Here is a 20,808-nt window from a genome sequence, read left to right on the forward strand (position 1 = left end):
AGGGAGAAATCATGAGTGAAGTAGCGCAGGACGACGACGTACAGCAGATCGGCGAGGTCAACGACCAGCTGATCCTCGTCGCCGGCTTCTCAGGTGAGGGCAAGAGCGCATCGCTGCGCCACATCCGCAACCAGGAGCGCTGGGTTTATCTGAACTGCGAAGCAGGCAAGCGGCTGCCGTTCAAAAACAGCTTCAACAACCTGCGGATCACCGATCCGTACGAAGTGCACGGTGCCTTTGACGAGTGCATCGAGAACAAGGAAGACGTCGACGGCATCATCATCGACTCGTCCACGTTCCTGATGGACATGTTCGAGTCGCAGTACGTGCTGGGTAGCGCCAACACCATGCAGGCCTGGGGCGCCTATGCCCAGTTCTTCAAGGTGCTGATGCAGCAGAAGGTCACGACCTTCGGCAAGCCTGTCGTCATCATCGCGCACCTGCTAGATGTGCTCGACGAGAAGAACGCGGAAATGAAAACGAGCGTGCCCGTCAAGGGCTCACTCAAGAACAATGGCATCGAGGCGTATTTCTCGACTGTCGTTGTGGCGAAGAAGGTGTCGCTCAAGGAGCTGGAGAAGTATGGCTCCAAGCTGCTCGACATCACGGAGGACGAGAAGGAACTGGGCTTCAAGCACGTGTTCCAGACCCGTACCACCAAGGCAACCACGGGCTACCGCGTACGCAGTCCCATGGGCATGTTCGCCAAGGCAGAGACGTACATCGACAACGACTGCCAGAAGCTGCTGGATCACCTGAACGAGTTCTACGCAAACTGATCGGTCAACCCCCGTAAAGCAAAGAACTCACACATCAACACCGGAAAAGAGAAAACATCATGAGCTTGTTTGGAAACCTGAAGAGCGACGGCCTCGAAGAATCGCAGGACCGTCTGGGCGGTAACTTCGGCGCAGTCGAGACCGATATCTACTCGGGCATCATCAAGGCACTCTACGCCGGCCAGTCGACAGGCGGCGCACGCAACGTCACGCTGATCGCAGACTTCGGCGGCCGCGAGTTCCGCGAGACGATCTACATCACGAACCGTGCCGGCGAAAACTGGTATCCGGCCAAGGACAAGGAAGGCAAGCCCACGGGCAAGAAGGCGCCGCTGCCCGGCTTCACGATGGTCGACGACATCTGCCTGATCGCCACGGGCAAGCCGCTGGCCGAGCAGGAAGCCGAAGACAAGGTGGTCAAGGTCTACGATCCGGAAGCGCAGAAGGAGATTCCGAAGTCGGTGCCGATGATCGTCGAGGCGATCGGCAAGCCGATCTCGCTCGCCATCCAGAAGGTGCTCGAGAACAAGAGCACGAAGGATGGCGACGTCTACGTGCCGACGGCCGAGACGCGTGAAGTGAACAGCATCGAAAAGGCGTTCGACACGGACACGAAGATGACCGTGAACGAAGCCAAGGCAGGCGCCGAGACGCCGGCATTCTGGGACGCCTGGCTCCAGAAGAACAAGGGCAAGACGCGTGACAAGCGCACCCTCAAGGAAGGCGAAGCGGGTGCTGCCGGTGCGCCGCCGAAGGCCCGTGCTGCAGGTTCGGCCACGCCCCCGGCCGCCAACCAGGCTGCACCGCGCAAGTCGCTGTTCGGCAAGCAGGCTGCGTAAGGAGTAACCCTTGCGCATCCAAGTCGCAGGCATGGACCCCAGCATGCGTCACTGGGGTTCTGCTGAAGCCACACTCGATCTGGAGACTGGCGTGCTCACCACGCCCGTGCTGTCGCTCTGTGAACCAGAAGACATCAAGGGCAAGCAGGTGCGCCAGAACTCCAACGATCTCTACCTCGCCAAGGTGCTCTACGAGTACGCCATGCCCATCGCCAGACGGGCCAAGGTGATCTTCGTGGAAGTTCCCGTCGGCTCGCAGTCAGCGTCCGGCATGAAGGCCTATGGTCTCTGTGTCGGCGTGCTGGGTGCGCTGCGGGCCGAGGGCCACGAGATCATTGAGGTGACGGCAACCGAGGTGAAGGAACGCTTCACCGGGCTGCCGAATGCGACGAAAAAGCAGATGATCGCCCAGGGCGTGCAGGACTATCCGCACGCCAACTGGCCCCGCCATAACGGCCGGGTCAGTGAAGCAAAGGCCGAGCACTGCGCCGATGCCATTGCCGCCATCCACGCCGGGGTGAATACCCCGATGTTCCAGAATCTCATCCGACTTTTCGCAAAGGTATAACGCATCATGCAGATCATCATAGTCCAGGCCGAAATCGAAGCGGCTATCCGCAACTTCATCAACAGCCAGCTGAACGTGAAGGACGGTCATCGTATCGACATCCAGCTGTCGGCAACGCGGGGTGAAGACGGCTTCAAGGCCACCATCGACATCGTGGCCAACGACGCAGTTCCGGCTGCTCCCACTCCCGCCCCGTCGCCGGCACCCATCAAGGAATCGAAGTCGGAAACGGCTGTGACGGCTTCCCATGCATCGGTCAAGGCGCCGCCGCCCCCGATCACCAACATCACCCCGGTGACGAAGAAAGATCTGGAGCTGCAGCCGGAACCGGACCTGACGGCTGGTGAGGCGGGAAACGCTTCGGCAGGCTCTGCTACGGACGCTGGTGCGACGGATGCTGCACCGTCGTCGAGCGAACCGGTCGTTGCCGAGCAACCGGCTGACGGCGAAGTCAAGCCGACCCGCAGCCTCTTCGCCGGTCTGAAGAAGCCGGTGAACGCATAAGATGAAAACCGGTGCGATCCTGACCATAGGGATCGTGCTGGTGGCGATCGTGATAGCCATTACGGTCGCCATCATCGCTGCGGCCCCCTACATTGCCATCGGGGCTGTCCTGCTGGGTGTGGGCTACATCGCCGTCACCCAGGACGACGAGGAGCCGCCAGGACCGTCTGGTCCCCCCGCTGTGCAATAATGAGTTTCCCAAGGGAAGTCGAGAGCCCGAAGGAAAAGCAGAATGAGAAACCCCCAGTCCTTTGGCTGGGGGTTTTTCTTTTCATCAGTGCACGAGATTGACCCATGGGTTGAGCATCGGGGCGTGGAACACCTGCCCGAAGCCCAGACTGAAGTTCAGCTGCCCATCAGCCAGTTTCGTGAACACGTTGTCGGTCAGCGGCGAGCCGATTGAGCCAAGGAAGGTAGGCGCAGGCGCCGCTGCAGCCAGCAGTGCATGTACCGGGTTGTTGCGGATCATCGACAGCGCCACCTTCGTCGAACGGATCTTGAAGTTGTAGAACCACAAGAGACCCATCGACTCCAGGTAACCCCGGAAGCGGCCGCGCAGCCGGTCATAGTTGACGTACTCTTCCGTCACGCGCGAGAGCGCGTACTCCTTGCTCCTGCCCTGGCGTTTGGTCAGATCGTCATAGAGGATCGCCTTGGCGAGGAAGTCACCGTACTCGGTGGCCGTCTGCATGCCCCGGTAGAGTGCCGTGTCCTTGGTGATCAGCGCATAGCGGCCCGCTGTCTTCACCCCGTCGGGGAGCTTGTTCACCAGGCTCTCGATGTAGCTGTAGAGCTTGCCCGAGGCGAGTTCCACATCCTCGATACCCGCCTGGCCGCTCGAGATCGCACTGAATTCCCCTGCCTGGATCAGCGGCCAGATGGACATCCGCTTGTGGCTGTCCTTGATCGACTGGATCTCGGCGGAGAGCTTGCGCTGCGCCACCACATCACCACGGCCCTGTGCCGCACGCAGCTCGGCATCCGCTGCAATGCGGCGCACTTCCGACTCGACGTAGGCCCGCACTTCCGCCGTCTTCTTCGGCATGCCCGTGATGATCGCCTTCACCGGCACACCGCGTGCGGCGAGCTGGTAGGCGTTCGAGATCATGTTGGTCATGGGCACCACCACCGACTTGACCACGATCATCGTCTTCACGTCACCGATGAATGACTGCAGCGTCTTCTCGGCATTGACCGTGTACTGGTAGGCCTTGTTGCCGAAGATCGACATGGCGAGGCGCTTGAAGTTCTCCTGCGTCTGGTCGCTCCAGCGGCTCGTGCCCGTCCACGCATCGCCGACGGATGCCGCCCGGTAACCGAGCGCGTCGTTGAGCATGTCCCGACGCACGTAGAAGCGCTCACCAAACGTCTGTTTGATGCGCTGCTGCATCTGTGGGGTGATGAGCTTCGCCGCATCGGCGAGCACGGGATCCTTGGCCTGCTCGCGTGCATCGAACACGTTGACATAGCGGGCCTGGTTGCCTGCCCCCTGGTTCATGTCCTGGTCGTACATGTCGTAGAGCCGGTCGATCAGCGCATCGTTGTAGATGGCGGCCTTGGCTTCCTCGACCTGACGGCCACGCCACACCCCGACCATCTCGGCCAGGTGCGTGTTGTAGGACAGGCGCCCCTGCTGGAACGGATCGATCGACCGTTCGAACGCCACCACCTGCCCGCTCGGATCGTAGACAGGCAGCAGATGCTCACGGGCGACTTCTGCTCCCGACTGCATCACCTGGGCGGCCTTCTTCACCTGGGCAGGATCCGTGATGCGGCCTGCCGTCGTGTCGCTGATCGTGTAGCCCGAGTCGATATCGACACCGCCCGCCGTCTGGCGCACGTTCTGCAGGATGCCCTGCGCGAACACGTTGCGCCCCGACACATCGGCGAAGTAGTAGCCGCGCTTCACACGTGCCGTGTCGGCCGAGCTGCCCCGGTAGTCGGCCACCCGCACGTAGGACTTGGCGGCGAGCTCCGCGTAGTCCGCATCGTCGGCCACGATCAGCGAGGCGCCCTGCTTCTGCAGCGACGGGATGTTGCCCTTGTAGTGATTGAACAGTGCCCGCTCGGTCTGCACCGCCCGGTTCTGCTCTTCCACCCGCTGGCCCTGCAGGTACGCCAGCGAGAACTTCAGACCCTCGGCTTCCTTCGACACAAAGGTCGACATCGCCAGCTGGTCCTTGAGCTCCAGGTGGTTCAGCGCGTAGAGCGTCGTGAGCATGTCGATGTTCTTCTGGAACGTCTTCATGTCCGCGATTGCCTTGGCCGACTTGCGGTTCGCACCCTGCTCGCCCAGCAGACGGGAGATGGCCACCGCATTGCGCAGCAGGTTGCTGCTGGTCGTGCCGTTCATCATGTAGGCGGCCAGCTGCTGCATCTTGTTCTGGTAGCGAGCCCAGTTCGGCGTGTCAGCCGACTGGATGGCGGCTTCCAGTTCCTGGATCTTTGCCTTCAGATCGGCCGGGTGCTCGACGAGCTTCATGATCTCGTCCTGGCTCAACCCCTGAGCCAGGGAAGCCAGATCTGACTTGCCCATCGCACGGTGCAGCAGGCTCCACTCCTCCTCCGTGAGCTGGCGGGAGAAGTGCGAGGCAATCACCTTCGGCACTTCCTCGCGGAACTGCTGGCGGTCCTGCGCAATCATCGTCCGGACGATCTTGATCATGTCGTACACGCTGGCGTTCGATGCCGTGCGGCCGACCAGATCCGAGATCACTTCGGTGAAAGGCTTCAGCCCCTTGACCTTGTTGATGGCCGTCATCACGCCTTCGGCAATCTTGCCCGCGTGCTCTTCGGAGACGACAGCCGCCATCAGGCGGGCGGACGAAGCCACCAGGTTCGTGAGCCGGTTGTCATGCTTCGCATCGAGCGCCTCGGCCTTGCCGACCACCTTGCCGGCGAGGTCGTTCATGCCCTGCACCACGAGGTCATTGCTGCGGTCCACCACATCACCGATCGGGTTGGCGAGCTGGTCATAGAAGCTCTGACGGTCCTGGGCGATATCGATCAGGCGGTCGGACAGCGCATACATCGCTTCACGCACCGAGTCGGCGCCGATGTCACCCGAGATGCGGCGGGAGAGATTGTCGAGCACGGCATTGGCACTGTTCTCCAGCAGTGCATCGAGGCGGCTTTCAGCACCCGACTTCTCACCCTTGGGCAGATCCATGCCATGCAGCACATCACGGAACTGGTCATTGGTGACGGCCAGCGCCATAAACGCCGGCAGCAGCGACGAGCGTCCTGCCCCGTCGATCTTCTGCAGGCTGTTGCCCAGGATCGCATCGTACTTCTGCTGCGCATAGTAGCGCTCGGCCTGCGGATCAGCTGCATTGGGATCCATCAGGTCTTCCACCGTCAGGTTCTTTTCGACATGCGTCCAGAGCTGCTGCATGCGCGTGAGCACGTTGCCATCGAGATGGGCTTCCGTGGCCAGTGCCGAAACGATCTTGCCGAAGGTGGTCTTCTCCTGCATCGTCATCGGGAACGCTGCGGCGAAGTGCAGCGCGACATCCGTACCCAGCTGCAACGCCTTCGACACCTTCGTCTGACGGCGGCTTGCCTCACGCAGATCCTGCACATCGAGATAGTCCGCCACCTTGCGGTCGAACGTATCGTCGAGTGCCGAGAGCCGGTCATTGACGCCATAGGCGGTCGACTGGAACAGGGCCGTGTCACGCATCACCGCCGAGCGGCTCGGCTGCGTCTGCAGCAGGATCGCCGTGTTGAACGCCAGGTTGCTGAACATGTCTTCCGCCGGCGTGCCGAACGGTGCTTCCTTGCGGCCCCAGATGAGTTGCTTGATCCGGTTCACGGCATCCCGTGCCAGCTGAACCAGGGGATGGGCAGCCGTGCGTTCCTGCAACCGTGCCAGATCCTGATTGGCCAGCGCCCACGCCATGAACTCGTTGAGGCCCTGCGCCTTCTGTGAGGCACGGTCAAGGTCAGCATTGTTCAGGTGGCCGTTGATGGCAGCCACCGCATCGGCGTAGGCCTGCTGCAGTTTGGGAGGAGCATCCTTCACCCGGTCACCCATCGACAGGAACTGCGTCATCAGCTTCTCGATGTTGCCAATGGCGCCCTTGATGAAGGTTCCCTGGGGACCGAGTTCGTCTCCCGCGTAGTGAGCCAGCACCGTCTCGAAGGTCGAGGCATGAATCAGCTCGTGCGTGAGGGTTTCACTGGTCGGATTCATCAGGTAAATCTCCTGACGGCCAGGGAGCATGAAGCCCTTGTTGCGGGCATCCGTCAGCCAGGAGGCGTCGATCCCATTGCCGCCTTGTGCCGAGTTGTACGCAAGCAGTTGTTCCTGCGTGCCAAAGATCACCTTGTAACCCTGGGCAGCCAGTGACTTGTTGATCTGCTGGAGAATGCGGCCCTGTGCTGTGGGAATCTTCGACTTCAACTGACCCACCAGGTTGTTGAGGTCGGCGAAGTTGAGGATACGGGCACCCGAGTCGGTAGCGACTCCGGCTTTCTGCAACTCCGGCGCAATGTTCTCGGTCTTCGGCTTCGACTCAGGCTGGAGCTTGTCCCGCTCCTCTGCATAGAGTTCGGACAGACGGGTGGCGATTTCCTCTTCGCTACCGGTGACCATCTCCTTACCCTGGATCTGGTACGGTGCCGAGGCCGCTGCCATCTGGTCGACCGAGACATTCACCCGGTTCAGTGCACGGTGACGGGCTTCCGCCTGCAATGCACCTTCCGCCACCTGGTCACGCAGGGCAAGCATGGCGGCACGGACCTCTTCCAGCGGGAACTCCTGGGTGGTCTTGAAGGGACCAAACAGCGCCTTCACCAGATCCTGGTGCTGCTCACCATCCTTCTCCACGTCCTTGAGCGAGACGTCCTTGACGAACTTGCTGTAGGCATCCGACACAGCCTGGAGGGGATTGCCCATCCACGACTGGTAGACCGCCTGGTTGGCCTGCTGCGAGCCTTCCGTGATCCTGTCGAGCGGCATGTTCATGCCGTCGAAGATCTTCAGCGTGCCACCGATCGCATTGGCCATGGTCGAGATGATCTGCATCATCTTGCCGTCACCCATGCCGATGTTCATGAACGGGATGCCCGCCACACCCGAGTTGCCAGGACCGTAGCCGACAGCCTGGCTTTGCATCGTGCCATCGAGCGCTTCGGCATAGCCCTTGCCATCGAGCACCGAGTCCTGGGAACCGGCCACATAGAAGGCCTGACCCGGCGCCTTGATAACGGGAGCCAGGTGAGCCACGGAGCCCAGGATCTGGTCCTGTTCCTTCTGGCTCAGGTATTCACCTGCCTTGTAATCCGGACCCTTGGCCTTCGCTTCGAGGGCTGCCTTCACCGCACGCTGGTAGGCGTACTGCTGCATGATCGAGGGAATCTGCGTAGCCTTGCGGATCAGGTCTGCCGAGCCTGTGCCTTCACCGAGCAGCGACGGACCGACCACTTCCTTGATCGACTCACGCATCGGCTCGACGAACAGCGACAGCATGTTCTGGCGGATCGCCTTGAGCTCGTCACCGGAGAACGTCCAGTCCTTCAGCGATTGCGTCTGGGACTCGATACCCGATGCCTTGATCTCGCGGGAACCGTCCTGCTGCGTCTTGACCTGCTGCTGGATCAACGCATCGAGCCCGGCAATCAGCGTGTCACGTTTGCTTTCCGCTTCCGGACCCGTGCCGAAGAGCGTCTTGAGGTCACGACCATTGGCCAGCGCATCGGAGAACTGCGCGTAGATCTTCTCCACCAGCATGCCCGTCAGCTTGCCGGCAATACCAGCCGCACCTGAGCCGTAGATCGTGATGGTCAGCGGATTCTTCGCAATGCCACGATCCAGTTCCACCGTGTCCTGGCCGTCGAACTTCACGGCATCCCCCAGCATCAGGTTCATCAGGTTCAGCAGATGGTTCTGCTGGCCCTTGACGTCCTCGGGCAGGCTCTTGCGCATGTCGGCAATACGTGTGCGCAGGTCGTCGGAGGTGGCCTTGTACAGGTCGATGGGGTCGCTTTGCCGGTAGACGGTCGAGGTCTGGTCCTTCGTACCACCGAACCACAGGCCACCCCGTGCCATGTTGCGCACCCAGTTCTTCGTGAAGCGGCCTTGTGACAGCAGCGCCATCGCATTGACGGGGCCATTGGTCATGCCGTCCGCCTCGAGGTAGAGCTGCGTGCGGAATGCCTTGCGGTCGGCCTTGCTCGCATCGAGGTAGCGGGCGTACTCCATCAGCCCATGCAGCTGCACGAACGTCGGCTCTGAGCCAAGGGAAGCCTTGAGCTCGCTGGCCATGTCTTCCGTCATCCGGCCCGTCGACTGGAACTGGCGCAGCACATCGACGGCCGGTGCAAACTTGCCCGTCAGGTCACCCAGCGTCTTGTCGAGCATCATGTCAAAGGGCATGTTGTGCACCTTCGTACCGATCGCCTGACCAACGCCGAGCATGAACGCCTGCATGTGTTCCCGCTTGCCCAGATTCAGCGTGCTCTGCGTGGGCAGCACGGCTTCCCGCATGAGCTTGGAGGCCTGCGGATTGAAGCGGCCCAGCATCTGCAGACGGGACACCCGGCTCATGTTGTAGCCGTAGCGGATCTCGACGTCTTCCGGTGACTTGCTGTTCGCTTCGGCATGTGCCTCAACCGCCGCCAGTGTGTCCTCGAACACATTGAAGGCAGAGACGATCGCCTGACGCTGACCCTTCTTCGAGTTGGCATCGTTGACGTTAAGTTTCTCCTCGTCGACCGTGCCCGGACCGAAGATGTCGACCAGCTTGTCCACCGTCAGCGCACGGTAGAGTGCGGCCATATGCGGGTTCACCTTGAACGGCGTCGCCGTCTCATTGGTGATCATGTCCTTCTGCTCGGCCGTGTTCTCCACTAGCGGATTGCGCATCTGGGTCTTGGGCACAGCCGGACGCTCACCATCGAGATAATGGTTGAGCGCGGGATCCTTCGACACTACCCGTTCGATTGCATCCGGGAACTTCTGCAGCTTGCTCGTTTCCCTGGCCTTGGCGGGCACCAGCACCGAGAGCGTCTTGATGGACTTGCCTTCGGCCGAGCCGCCCACGATGTTGCCTGTCTGCGTATCCACCCGCAGCTGGTACTCGGTGAGCATGGCGCCCTTCTTCCAGCCATCCGTCTCTTCGTCATAGACAGAGAGCTGCGTATCCATCATCGTGCGCAGCAGCTCGGCGGCCATGGCCTGCGGGATACCCTTCGTGTAGCCGTCGGGCGCATTGCGGTTGGTGTCGAGTCCCCAGTAGTTCTGCACCTTCTGAGCCAGGGAGGAGATAGCGTCGATGCGCAGCACGCCCGAATTCAGGAACGTAACCAGCGTGGGATTCACTTCCACATCATCATTCAGGCCGAAGATCTGCCGTGCATCCGACTCATCAAGCACACCGCCATAGGTGTTGGCCGACAGGAACCACTGCAGGCCGGCAATCCCCGCCGTCTCTGCCAGGGACTGGTTCAGTTTGTACGAACCATCCGGCTGTACTTCAGCCAGATTCATCAGCTTGCCGCTACGGAAGCGGTTGATCTCTTCGCCAGCAGCGAACCGTTCAGCGTAGGTCTTGCCTGCCTTGTCGCCTTTCTGGTTCGACTTGGCGAGGAAGGTCTGCAGGTGGTCGTTGATCTCATCGACCATCGCCGGCACCAGATTCAGCATCATGCGGTACGCCTTGCTGACCTCTTCCGTCAGCCGGGCAGGTGAGCCCTTGCCATCACGCTGGAAGGCTTCCGGCGAGGAGAGCGATTCCTTGATCTGCTCGACGGGCGTGGCAGCACCTGCCAGGCTCGACTTCTCCGTCTTCGGCTGCGTGAAGGCATTGGTGAACTGGTTGCCCGACTTCGGCTCGACCAGATCCGGATAGACGGCAGCGACGCCCTTCTTCTCCTTCACTGGTTCAGTTTTGACTTCCGGTTCAGCAGCAGCAGGAGCGGGCTGCGTTTCCTTGGGCTGTGCAGCTTCCTTGACTGCCGGCTCGGCCGCCTTGACTTCAGGAGTGCCAGGCGCTTCAGGCGTAACAGTCTGTTTCTGTTCAGGTTGCTTTGCTTCAACCGGTGCCTCAACCGGTTTAGACTCTGCCTGTGCAACAGTCTTCGTCGTGTCCGGTGTGGTTGTCTGTGCAGCCGTCTGGACATTCCCCTGAACCTTACCGGCCGTGCGCTTGCCCTGTGTCCACTGCTGCGCCACCTTGGCGGGCGTGTCACCCGTAAGCGACGGATCCAGTGACACCTGATCCAGATGACCCACCTTCAGCTCCGGATACGCCGACGCCAGCGCATTGTGCATCTCGGTGAGAGCATGTGCTTCAGCCCCCACCGTCTGGGCATTGTCGACCGATCCGGCAGCCGTCGGAGTGACACCGAAACCCTCTTTCGAGGTCTGCCACTGGGACTTGTCCGGCGAGATGTAGTCGTACTGGAGCGAGTTACTCTTGTTCGACTTGACGCCATGCGCCGTGATCTGGGCATTAATCGCACGCACCTTGTTCTGCTGGCTCTGCGCGAATTTGCCAAACCCCTCGAGCGCGGCCTTTGCACCATTGAGGTCACCCGACGCATACGCCGAACGAATGTTCTCGATGTGCTTGGCCGCCGACTCACGGCCTTCCGGCGACTCCTTTGCCGTTGAGACCTGTTCGGCCACGATGTCCTTCGCAGCCGTCTGGCCATTGGCCTTCAGCTGGTTCACGTACGCTTCCCGGCCCTTGAGGACGGCGAGTGCCGAGCGGATCGCCGCGCTCTGGTAGTTCGAGAGCGACACCTTGCCCGCCACCTGCATGGCCATGACCGTTTCCAGGCTCTTAGCCGGCACCCGGTCGGGAGCGAGAGCGGCCACATTGGCCACCGTCTGGATGGCCTGCTGGCCTTCGGGCGTAGCGGCCGACTCTTCACTCACGTGCGGGACTTCAACCTTCTGTGCTGCCTTCTGCGCCGCAACCTGTGCCTTGCGTGCACCGGGCGACTGCTGGTACTGCTGCAGCACCCCCAGAATGTCCGAGGCGTATTGCCGGGCCGGATCGTTTTCCGGCAGTTTGGCGAGCTCTTCCGGGGATTCATTGATTCCGCCGAGTGCACTTTCGAGACTGCCGCGCAGTGCGGCATGCACCTGCAACTTGTCCGCTTCCGAATTCTTCGGATTGTTCAGGTAGGCGTCCATGTTCTGCAGCGCATGAACACGGGTCGAGGCATCCCCCACCGCATCGATGATCGGTTGCGGCATGCCCTGGAGCTCATCCGGATGGAAGCTGATCGAGTCCGTCAGATCCTGGATGTACTGCGAGACCTTGGCCTTGCCTGCTTCCGGCAGGTTCGAAGTCTGCACGGCTTGCGTTGCCTGTGCGGCCGCCGCCGGCGCATTCTGGGCAATCTCGTCGGCCGCCGTCGCAATGTTCTGGTCCGACACGGGCGAGGCTGCCTCGTTGGCGGCCGCTACCTTGTCGCCACGCTTCGCCGCCAGATCCACGATCGGCTGGGCCACGGCACCGGCAGCATTCACCGCACCCCTGGCTACCGTTGCCGCAGCACTGCCGAGGTTCATGGCGGCGCGGGTAGCGTGAGTCAGCACCGCACCCGGACCCTGCACGGCACCGGCGGAAGCCATGCCGTACAGACCACCGAGGCCGGCCTGCTCACCGACCCCTTCGAGCAGATCCTGACCGGGATTTGCCCCCGACTTCTGCGTGCCCATGTTCTGGGCGAGCTGGCCCGTGCCCGACTGGATCGTTTCTTCGAGGCCTTCCTTGAGGATGTTCTGGCCCGCTTCGCGCAGCGAGGGCACCGAGAACGGATGCGCCTCGAACTTCTCGACGAGCTTGCCCGTCATCATGGCGGCGGGTCCCTGCACCGCAGCGGCGAACATGCCCGCCCGGTTGGCAATCAGCGACTTCGCCTGATCCGGATTCATGCCCTGGTTGTCGACCATATCGACGTAAGTGGGCGAGTCCTTGCGCATGTCGGCATCCGACTTGCCCATGATGTCGGCCGCCGTCTGCTGGTAGGCGCCGCCCGCTTCCGTGAGGCCGATCGAACCCGGCATGGCCACATCGTGAGCCAGGGGAGCGAGCCTGGCTGCCACCTGCTCACCCTTCAGTCCAACGCCTAGGAGTCCCAGGTGTTCAGCGCCATCAATAGCCGCCTTGGCACCGAGACCAATCCCCTTGCCGATCGGGCCAGCCGTGACCAGCGAGCCGATACCCTGGGCCAGACCATCGGATGCAACCGTCGGATCGGAGATCGCATTGCCGACGGCCGTCGTGGCATCCCGGCCAATCCGGCGCAGGCCTGCCACGAAGTTACCATCCGTCTTCGCCTCGGCGGCCTGCTTCGCTACGTTGTCCCGGTAGCCCAGCTGGTTCGTCGCTGCATTGGCACGCTGGTGCGCCTGCAGGGCATCCGATTCGAGGTTGCCCTGTACGGCGTCGTTGAGCGCCTTGACAGCGGAAGCCGCCTGCGTACCGGCATCCCTGTTGATGAGACCCAGGCCCAGCGCACCGATGCCACCCACCGAGTTGGCCACACCGAGACCGACGCCAGCACCGAAGTCACCGATTGCCTGTGCATAGTCACGGCTGCGCGTAGCGTCCATCTGTACGGAGCCCTGCGCCTGCAGGCGGGCCGAGACCAGGTGCATGCCCTGGTCGTAGCCGTACTTCGCAATGAGATCGGCCGCTGGCAGCGAGGCCACATCGGCATCGACCTGTGACGGCATTGTCTTGAGGCCCGCACCCGTCTGGCGGGCGAGCACATCGGAGTACAGCTGATCCAGGGAAGGAATGCCATTCTGGGCAGCGACACCAACCTTCTTCTGGTCGGCGACGGCAGCGAGAGCAGCCTTCTTTGCATCAGCCGTGGCAGCGACATTCTGCTGCATGGTGGGTTGTTGCGACGGGACCACCGACTCACCCGGATCGAGCGAGCCTTGCGGAGCAACGGGAGCCGGACTGGCTGGCGTCCCCGCATTGAGATACTGGTCAAAGAGGTCTTGTGCAGAGGGCATCAGTCAGTCCTGTTGCGAGATAAGTTTGAGGTGAACTGTACCAGGAACCGGGAGCCTTAAAAACAAAAAAGCCCCACCTTCGCAGGTGAGGCTCGTCTGTTGTCGAGAGCAGTTGACAGTTTACGCGCTTTTCGGCTTGGCAAAGCCCTTGATGATCCACGCAACACCATGCGCCACGGCACACATGAAGGCACCACCAACGATCGGATCGAGTGAGCTGATTCCACGGTAGTTCTGGTACACATTCACGCCAGCGTATATCACGCTAAGTGCCAGGATAAACCAGCCGACGATGCCAATCATCCGGGCCACCCGGCTAAAACCTTCTGCCACATTCATGTTGATTCCCCCGTTCTTTATTGGAAGTACGGGGGAATCTTACATCAAGGCAGCGCCGGGATGATCGAAGGACCGGCCGATTGGTTGAACGCCTCGTCGATCGCCTTTTTGCGGGCCGCATCGGCAACCGCCTGCTGCACCTGGGCATCGGCCGCACCCTTCCAGCCAAGCGGGTTCACATCCGGATTGCCCGTCTGTGCACCCTGCATCGACTTCAGGTTAGCTTCCGTCAGCCGGAAGTTGGCTGTGATCCGGGCCTTCGTCGCATCATCCACCGGCTGACCTACCTGCAAGCGGGCCAGCATGCTGGAATACGCCGTTGCCGCATTCTGGTAAGCCGCCTGAGCACCCGCAAGATTCTGCTGGGTCTGCTGGTTGACGAGCGTCTTGCCCGCCAGGTCGATCGGTGAGCCGGTAGCCGTCGCCTTGATCAGCTGGTCGACCTTGTTCTGATCCACCTTCTGTCCCGACGACAGGTTATTACCCGTGAAAAGGTTGGTCGCCCAGTCTATACCACGACCGATCGGACTGATCGAGCCGCCCGAGATCGAATCCTTGAGCACGAGGCCGGCCTGGGACGCATTGAGCTTGGCCACCGGCTTGCCCGACTGCGGGTCCGGCTGGATCGACTTCTGGATGATGTCATCGATCCGGTTCTGCACCCAGTTGACGTTCTGCCCTTTCAGTGGCCCGTCACCTTCCGACAGACCCTTGGCGACGTCTGCCGAGGAGCCGGCGTTGTTGGTCGCCGTCGTCCATTCCTTCGGATCGATCCCGAGGTTGGTGATGTCCTGCGCCGCACGGGTCTGCGCACCACCCTGGTAGATGGCGTTGGTGACCTGGTTGCCCTGCAGCTGCGAGAGCAGCGTCTGGCGGTCGGTACTCGACTCAGCCTGTGCGATACGCGGACGGATGTCTTCCCACGACATGTTCTTGTACGCACCGCTCGACGAATCGGGCAGTGTCGGCCAGATCGCATGCAGGTCGCCGCCCTTGTTGTCCTCGAAGAGCTGCTTGGCAATCTGGTCCTGCGCCTGCGGCGTGAACGTCTGGCTCTGCCAGTTGTCCCCCAGCACCTTGGGTGCGTACTTCGTGATCGTGCCCTGCGTGAGCTGGTAGGCGCCGACGGCCGACGTACCCAGGTCGTTACCCTGTGCATCCTTGGCTCCGATCTTGCCCTTCGTGGCCGGGATCAGCGTCTCGTTGCCGAACTTGACCACATCCCCCGTGGACATCGAGGTGATGGGCGCAGCGGGCGTGCCGTACTTGCCATTACCGTAGATCGTGTCGAAGCCCGTTGAACCAGAGGAGGAAGCACCACCGCCTGCACCGCCGCCACCTGCCACCGGTCCTGCACCGCCCACCGGACCATTCTGGAAGTTGAAGCCCTGCGTGCGCTGCAGGTAATCCATCGCTGCCTGTCGGGCACCCGGCGACTGGAGCTTGTTGATCTCCTGCAGTGCGCCCTGGTTGTCGTAGCCGGCAGCCGCAATCATCTGGCCCGTGTTCGTGCCTGCCTGCGTGTCGGCATCCGTACGCTTAGAGACATCGAGGCTGAACTGGGACTGGTTGTTCTGCGTCTGCTTGCCCGTCAGCGCCTGGCTGTCCGTCAGCACGTTGTTCACCTGGCTCGAACGCAGTGCCTGGTAGGCCGGATCCTGTGCGGCCTCCGCCTGGGCGGCGGCGAGCTGTTTCGGATCCCCCGAAGCACTGGCGGCGAGCAGCTTGTTGACAGTCGGCTGGGCCGCATCTGTCAGCTGGTTACCCTGCACCGTACGGTTCTGGTCGTACGTGGCCTTGTCCAGCGACTGCTGGTTGGTCGCATTGTTGATGAGCGTGCCCACCCGGTTCTGGATGTCGCCGAGCGTCATCGCATTCACGCGCGACGGATCGACACCCTGCAGGGAACCAAGGAGGGAACCGTCAGCCAGCGCCGCCTTCAGGGCATTGGGATCCTGAAAACGGGACGCTGCCTGTACGGCCGCATTGTCGGCGAGCTGTGTCTGCTGCTTGCCGAAGTTGCCGATCGCATCGGCCAGCCCGTTCGTACCATTGGTCAGCAGGTTGGCGGCCGTATTCAGCCCCAGGATTGCGCCGTCGGCCCCGCGAGGGACATCGACGTTACGCCATGTCAAAACTGCCATGTCGCCTCCTTAGTTGAGCCGGTTGGCGTTGATGTACGCATCACGTGCAGCCGTGGACTGGCCTTCCGTGACAGCACGGGCATTGGCCTTGTCGGTGAGCGCCGTGTTGTAGCTGGCCACCGAGTTGGCGTAGTTCTTCTGGGTCATGTCCTTGTTGAAGCTGAACTGGTCCTGTGCCAGACCCAGGGACTTCAGGCCCGTGTACAGGTTGGCCAGGGTGGACAGACCACTCAGACCCAGCTGGAGTGTGGGCAGGTTCATCCCGATACCAGCCGAACTGGGCATACCAGGCAGGGAACCCGTGCCTTGTTGCGGCACACCCATACCGAATAGGTTCAGCGAGCCGTAGTCTGTGCTGGCCGGATTCAGACCTGAAGTGAAGTTGTAGGTAGGCGTGTTGTTGCCCGCACCAAAGTTGAGATCCATGAGAGTTCCTGATCAGGTAGCGATAGACTGGGAAACGTCCAGAGTCAATGACACGTATTGCTCGATCAGTGTGGAGTTGAGCTCCGCAATGTCGCTACCGGTCATCAGTGTTCTGTTCAAGAAGCTGTCGGCTGGCTCGTAGACATAGGCATGTCCCGGCGTCGGCGGCGCGCTCACATCCGTGAGCTGCATCGGATCGAAGTATGCCAGGTTGGAACCGATCACCGAGCCGTATTTGTCGGCTACCGACTGCATGTCGGCATTGTACTTTTCCAGCAGTTCATTCGTCTGCTGAAGCACGTCTTTCGTTTCGGTCGCCACATACTGGTTGACACCCTGCGCCACAGCGGCCGTCAGCTGCAGCAGGTTCTGGGGTGCCGTGAGCTGGCTCAGTCCTTCCGCCCACGTACCGCCGCCCGCCATCGTGCCGCCTACCACCATCACCACCACCGTGGCAATGGCACCGATGATCGCCCCGATCTTCTCACCGAAGAGCTTCTTCGCGGCGTAGCCAAGGATCTTCGAGACGATCATGGCCGCGATCATCGAGATGGCGAAGCCCACCACAATGGCAGCCACCCCGGACAGGCCGACGGCCGCACCGATCGCCCCGTAGAACGAGGTGGCCGGTCCCGTGCCTGAACCCCAGGTGACGATCGTGATGATGATAATGATGATGATGACGACGACCATGAAACCGGCCGAGGCATACCAGGGCTGCTTCACCACCGTGTAGCAGTTGAAGACGATGTAGGTGCAGGCCGTGGACATCTGGGTCGTGTCCTTGAGCGACATCGAGCGGAAGATCTCCTCGTTGAGCGGGATGATGAAGCCCGACTCTTCCTTGTCCTTGAGCGCATCGGTGATGCTGATGTCCACTGACTTGCCGTTGTAGACGTAGTTCCGGTGCAGCAGACCGTAGATGTGCAGCGCCTTCCAGTTGTTGCCATCCACCTGCCAGTAGAGCGTCACATACGGCACCTGGAACGAGAACTCAGAGAGGCCTGTTTCCGGATCCTGGCTCACACGGGTGGTGCGCGTGAGCGTGTCCGCCCCATTGAGCACCCACCAGATATCGCCAGCACCGTGCGCCGGATCGGCCCGGCCCGCACCGAATGACGACTCGATACCGTTCCACGAGATCACCATGTCGTAGTTCAGGTTCGAGCTGCTAGAGGTGCGGATCTCCAGCGACTGCGTGGGCAGTGCCGGGAAGTCACCCATGGGCGGCGCCTGGGTGTAGACAGAGCTGTTGCCGTTGGCCAGCACCCAGGCATTGAACACGTCCTGCACGGCCTGTGCAGCTGCCCACTTCGCCTTGAACTGGGCATAGGCGTGCGGCGTGAAGGAGGCCGACTCCATGCACGCCTCGAAGAAGTTCCACAGGTATTTCTTCGCGGTGATCTCGGCCACGTTCACTGATACGCCGAACACGACGTAGGCGTAGTCGATGTCCTTGATCGACTGGTTCTCATTGATCTTGGCGATGAAGTCATCGAAGTTCTTCGTTGTGGCCTTCTTGTAGGCCTTCTTCGCCATCGCATAGACGTCCGGCTTGTACGTGTCCGAGACCATCCTGTTGTCGATGCGCACGGGGATGTACGGGAAGAACCGGCCCATGTCAGCGGGCGGATTGAACATCGCATCGAGCACGCCGTTGCCCGAACCAAGGGGGTAGATGAACACCTGCAGCCCGCTTTGCGTGCCGTTGGTGACATCCTGCGTGTCGATCCGGTAGGTGCGTGTGAGCCGCGTGGTCTGGGTCTTCGTGACCACCGTCTGGGTCGAGGTCACTGATGTGCTGCCCGCCACCAGGTTGGTGGACGTGGTAGTCACAGGCGGATTGTCGACGATCGACACCACCTGATCCTGATGCATGATCTGGCGGGTCGAGTGCGTACGCTTCGGGTTGGCCGGATCGATGCCCAGGTAGCTGGTCTTCTCGAAGACGGCCGACGTGTTGATCCCCTGCGCCGACTTGTGCGTGGTGACCGTGTTCGAGTCGGGGGTGCGGTTGTCCGAGTAGGTGTGGCTGGTCGTGACCGTGTTCACCAGGTCCAGCGTGGTAGGCGTGAGGACAGATGAATCGACCTTCCAGTCCGCCGTGGACGGAAAGCCCGTGTTCACATCGAGCGTCACGGTCTGGCCAGGAACCACCGTGCCATCCACCGCACCCGAGTTCAGTGTGTAGGTGGCGAACAGGTACTTCGCCGCCGGGTTGAAACCGGCCGGCGTGAAGCCTTCCTGCCCCCCATCCGCCCAGGTGATGACACCCTGGCCGTTGACGTAATCGCAATGCCAGGCCGTCTCGATGCGCTCCGGATGGTTGGCGAGGATGTACTGCTCGGCCCACCAGGAGATGTCGGCATAGCCCAGATCACTGGACTGGATGGCAACCGAGTAGCCCGCCGGTGCACCGAGACTGGTCTGGATCTGGTCAGCGAGCGCCACGTTGTCGAGCGAGTTGCCCGTCACCAGTGAGCCAGAGGTGAAACCTACTGCGTCCTCATAGCCCGAGCTTCCGGCGGCCCAGCGGTAGAACGAGCGCAGGTTCATGCCCGGCCCGTTGATATACGCATTCTGGATCAGGTCGGCCAGTGATGCGCCCGTCTCGCCCAGCACACCTGCCGTCACGGTCGACTTCAGGTAATCCGGGCGCTTGTTGATGTCCCCCGCCATGTTGTAGATGGTGGAGGACACGCTGACCGTGGTATCGCCGCCGAAGAAGCCCATGACTTACAGCCCGTTGTTATTCTTGACGGCGGCCAGCACTTCATCGATCACCCCGTTGGTGAACGAGTTCGGTGCGGTGAGGCCCTCGTCGATCGTCTTCTGCGTGACCCAGGCATCGGCAAAGAGCTTGGCCGCTTTTTGCTCGGAGTCGCGCTTGTAGCTGACGACCTGCTGGGCATACAGCGACTTCTGCTGGCCGAGCACCCCGGTTACCGGGAACAGGTCCGTACGCACGTCCTGCGTCTGCGCACGTTGCACTTCGGCCTGCTCACCCACCAGCAGCACCTGCTTCTGGGCCACCTGTGCCTGGACGGGCAGGAGGTTGTCGACCGTGTACTTGATCTGGCCGTACTGGGCGTCTTCCGTGCCAATCTTGGCCTTGGTGAGTGCCAGGGTGGCCTTGCCCGTCTCTGCCTGGATGCGTGCGGTGACCGCTTCATACTTGGCCGTCTCCAGCTGGACACGGGCCGTCACCATGGCCACCTGGGCCTGCACCGACTGCCAGTACGCCTGATCCCGGCCGAGCAGGTACTGGGTGGCGTTCTGCATCACCACCTGCACCAGTGCGACGTAGGTCTTGGTGTACTCGGCGGCCGTGATGCGTCCCTTGCTGAACTCTTCCTGCAGCTGCGCCTTGACGCCCTGCATCATCACATCGAACGTGCCCGTGCCTTCAATGGAGCCGGATGTGTAGTCCGCATTCGTGAGTTTGGCGACTTCCTGGTAGGCCGGCGAGTTCGTGTCGGACGCCACATTGAAGATGTTGGCCGTCAGATCCAGCGGATCGATCGCAATGGGCGTGGCCGAGAGCAGCTGGCTGTAGGCCAGGTTTGCATCGATATCAATGCCGTAGGTGGACATGTTCTTTCCCCTGGTTCAAAACAAAAGGCCCGCCCAGTTCAGTGAGCGGGCCATTCAGGCAATGGGAGGTGGGGTGATCAGAGCGCGTCGTCTGCGCCGACACCCACTGCGCCGGCGGCGATCTGGGCCGTCGCCAGCCGCTTCAGTTCGGCTTCCGTCAGCTGCGGCAACACTTCCAGCGAGAATTCCTTCGCCCAGCGCTGTTCGATCCGGGGCACGCCATTCTTGCCCTTCGTCGTGCGGATGTTCAGGAACTTGCGCGATTCGAGCTGGCGGTAGATGCAGTACGGGAGGTGATAACCGTCATCGGTCACTTCACCGTAGGGGACGTACTTGCGCACGGTGCCCAGGTGCTCGTTGGCGACCGTGAAGATCTCGCCCGGCAGATCCTTCTTCTTCGGATCCATGTTGGTGATGCGGCAGCGGATCAGACGCATCTGCGTGTCGTGCAAGTGCTGGCGCAGCGTCTTGCGCTTGGCGGGCTCGTTCTGGCCTGCCAGCGGATTCGGTGCGAATACAGCGTCAGCCGCCGGCGGTTCCGGCTGGTCTTCCTCACCGGCCAGTTTCGCGTCGATCTTCTTTTTCAGCGCGTCGAGGCCGATGTTGTTCGAGTAGACGATGCCCATCAGGT

At 61.6% G+C, this 20,808-nt stretch carries 12 protein-coding genes; 5 read left to right on the forward strand and 7 right to left on the reverse strand.

The genetic code is table 11. The annotated features are described in order from the left end of the window. The first annotated feature begins 11 nt into the window (after positions 1-11). The 5 genes from SB822_RS40315 to SB822_RS40335 are packed head-to-tail and all read left to right on the forward strand — an operon-like array spanning position 12 to position 2,880. Positions 12-779 (forward strand): AAA family ATPase, encoded by a 768-nt coding sequence (locus SB822_RS40315; protein ID WP_410857307.1) that lies wholly within the window; start codon positions 12-14, stop codon positions 777-779. A 59-nt stretch (positions 780-838) separates the two neighbouring features. Continuing rightward, the gene (locus SB822_RS40320; protein ID WP_410857308.1) at positions 839-1,618 is read left to right on the forward strand and encodes a hypothetical protein; all 780 of its coding nucleotides are present in this window, start codon (positions 839-841) and stop codon (positions 1,616-1,618) included. Positions 1,619-1,628: 10 nt separating this feature from the next. After that, complete coding sequence (locus SB822_RS40325) at positions 1,629-2,186, forward strand: hypothetical protein (RefSeq protein WP_410857309.1); 558 nt, start codon at positions 1,629-1,631, stop codon at positions 2,184-2,186. Positions 2,187-2,192: 6 nt separating this feature from the next. After that, positions 2,193-2,690, forward strand: a complete 498-nt coding sequence (locus SB822_RS40330) for a hypothetical protein (RefSeq protein WP_410857310.1) — start codon at positions 2,193-2,195, stop codon at positions 2,688-2,690. A gap of 1 nt (position 2,691) precedes the next feature. Next, the gene (locus SB822_RS40335; RefSeq protein WP_410857311.1) at positions 2,692-2,880 is read left to right on the forward strand and encodes a hypothetical protein; all 189 of its coding nucleotides are present in this window, start codon (positions 2,692-2,694) and stop codon (positions 2,878-2,880) included. An 84-nt stretch (positions 2,881-2,964) separates the two neighbouring features. Here SB822_RS40335 and SB822_RS40340 read toward each other — a convergent pair whose 3' ends face one another. The 7 genes from SB822_RS40340 to SB822_RS40370 all read right to left on the reverse strand — a co-directional run. Then, positions 2,965-13,674 carry a hypothetical protein gene (locus SB822_RS40340; protein ID WP_410857312.1) on the reverse strand — a complete coding sequence of 3,570 codons (10,710 nt, stop codon included), beginning with the start codon at positions 13,672-13,674 and terminating at the stop codon, positions 2,965-2,967. Between the two features lie 120 nt (positions 13,675-13,794). Beyond that, entirely contained in the window at positions 13,795-14,013 is a 219-nt protein-coding gene (locus SB822_RS40345) for a hypothetical protein (protein WP_410857313.1), read from the reverse strand. Between the two features lie 44 nt (positions 14,014-14,057). Further along, a complete protein-coding gene (locus SB822_RS40350) occupies positions 14,058-16,157 on the reverse strand; it encodes a hypothetical protein (RefSeq protein ID WP_410857314.1) in 2,100 nt (699 codons plus the stop codon). Between the two features lie 9 nt (positions 16,158-16,166). Continuing rightward, positions 16,167-16,583, reverse strand: coding sequence for a hypothetical protein (locus SB822_RS40355; protein ID WP_410857315.1), 417 nt, complete (start codon positions 16,581-16,583; stop codon positions 16,167-16,169). Between the two features lie 12 nt (positions 16,584-16,595). After that, positions 16,596-19,316: a hypothetical protein gene (locus SB822_RS40360; RefSeq protein ID WP_410857316.1), complete on the reverse strand. Its 2,721-nt coding sequence runs from the start codon at positions 19,314-19,316 to the stop codon at positions 16,596-16,598. A gap of 3 nt (positions 19,317-19,319) precedes the next feature. Continuing rightward, positions 19,320-20,177: a hypothetical protein gene (locus SB822_RS40365; RefSeq protein ID WP_410857317.1), complete on the reverse strand. Its 858-nt coding sequence runs from the start codon at positions 20,175-20,177 to the stop codon at positions 19,320-19,322. Positions 20,178-20,254: 77 nt separating this feature from the next. Then, on the reverse strand, positions 20,255-20,808 hold a 554-nt coding region (locus tag SB822_RS40370; protein WP_410857318.1), incomplete at its 5' end, for a hypothetical protein.

The sequence above is a fragment of the Paraburkholderia sp. SIMBA_054 genome (assembly GCF_046534875.1).
Lineage (GTDB): Bacteria > Pseudomonadota > Gammaproteobacteria > Burkholderiales > Burkholderiaceae > Paraburkholderia > Paraburkholderia hospita.

Bases quoted from the DNA above. Each gene is read 5' to 3' on its own strand.
- SB822_RS40340 (WP_410857312.1), bottom strand. From the start codon at position 13,674: ATGCCCTCTGCACAAGACCTCTTTGACCAGTATCTCAATGCGGGGACG.
- SB822_RS40315 (WP_410857307.1), top strand. From the start codon at position 12: ATGAGTGAAGTAGCGCAGGACGACGACGTACAGCAGATCGGCGAGGTC.
- SB822_RS40350 (WP_410857314.1), bottom strand. From the start codon at position 16,157: ATGGCAGTTTTGACATGGCGTAACGTCGATGTCCCTCGCGGGGCCGAC.
- SB822_RS40320 (WP_410857308.1), top strand. From the start codon at position 839: ATGAGCTTGTTTGGAAACCTGAAGAGCGACGGCCTCGAAGAATCGCAG.
- SB822_RS40330 (WP_410857310.1), top strand. From the start codon at position 2,193: ATGCAGATCATCATAGTCCAGGCCGAAATCGAAGCGGCTATCCGCAAC.
- SB822_RS40355 (WP_410857315.1), bottom strand. From the start codon at position 16,583: ATGGATCTCAACTTTGGTGCGGGCAACAACACGCCTACCTACAACTTC.
- SB822_RS40335 (WP_410857311.1), top strand. From the start codon at position 2,692: ATGAAAACCGGTGCGATCCTGACCATAGGGATCGTGCTGGTGGCGATC.
- SB822_RS40365 (WP_410857317.1), bottom strand. From the start codon at position 20,177: ATGTCCACCTACGGCATTGATATCGATGCAAACCTGGCCTACAGCCAG.
- SB822_RS40345 (WP_410857313.1), bottom strand. From the start codon at position 14,013: ATGAATGTGGCAGAAGGTTTTAGCCGGGTGGCCCGGATGATTGGCATC.
- SB822_RS40360 (WP_410857316.1), bottom strand. From the start codon at position 19,316: ATGGGCTTCTTCGGCGGCGATACCACGGTCAGCGTGTCCTCCACCATC.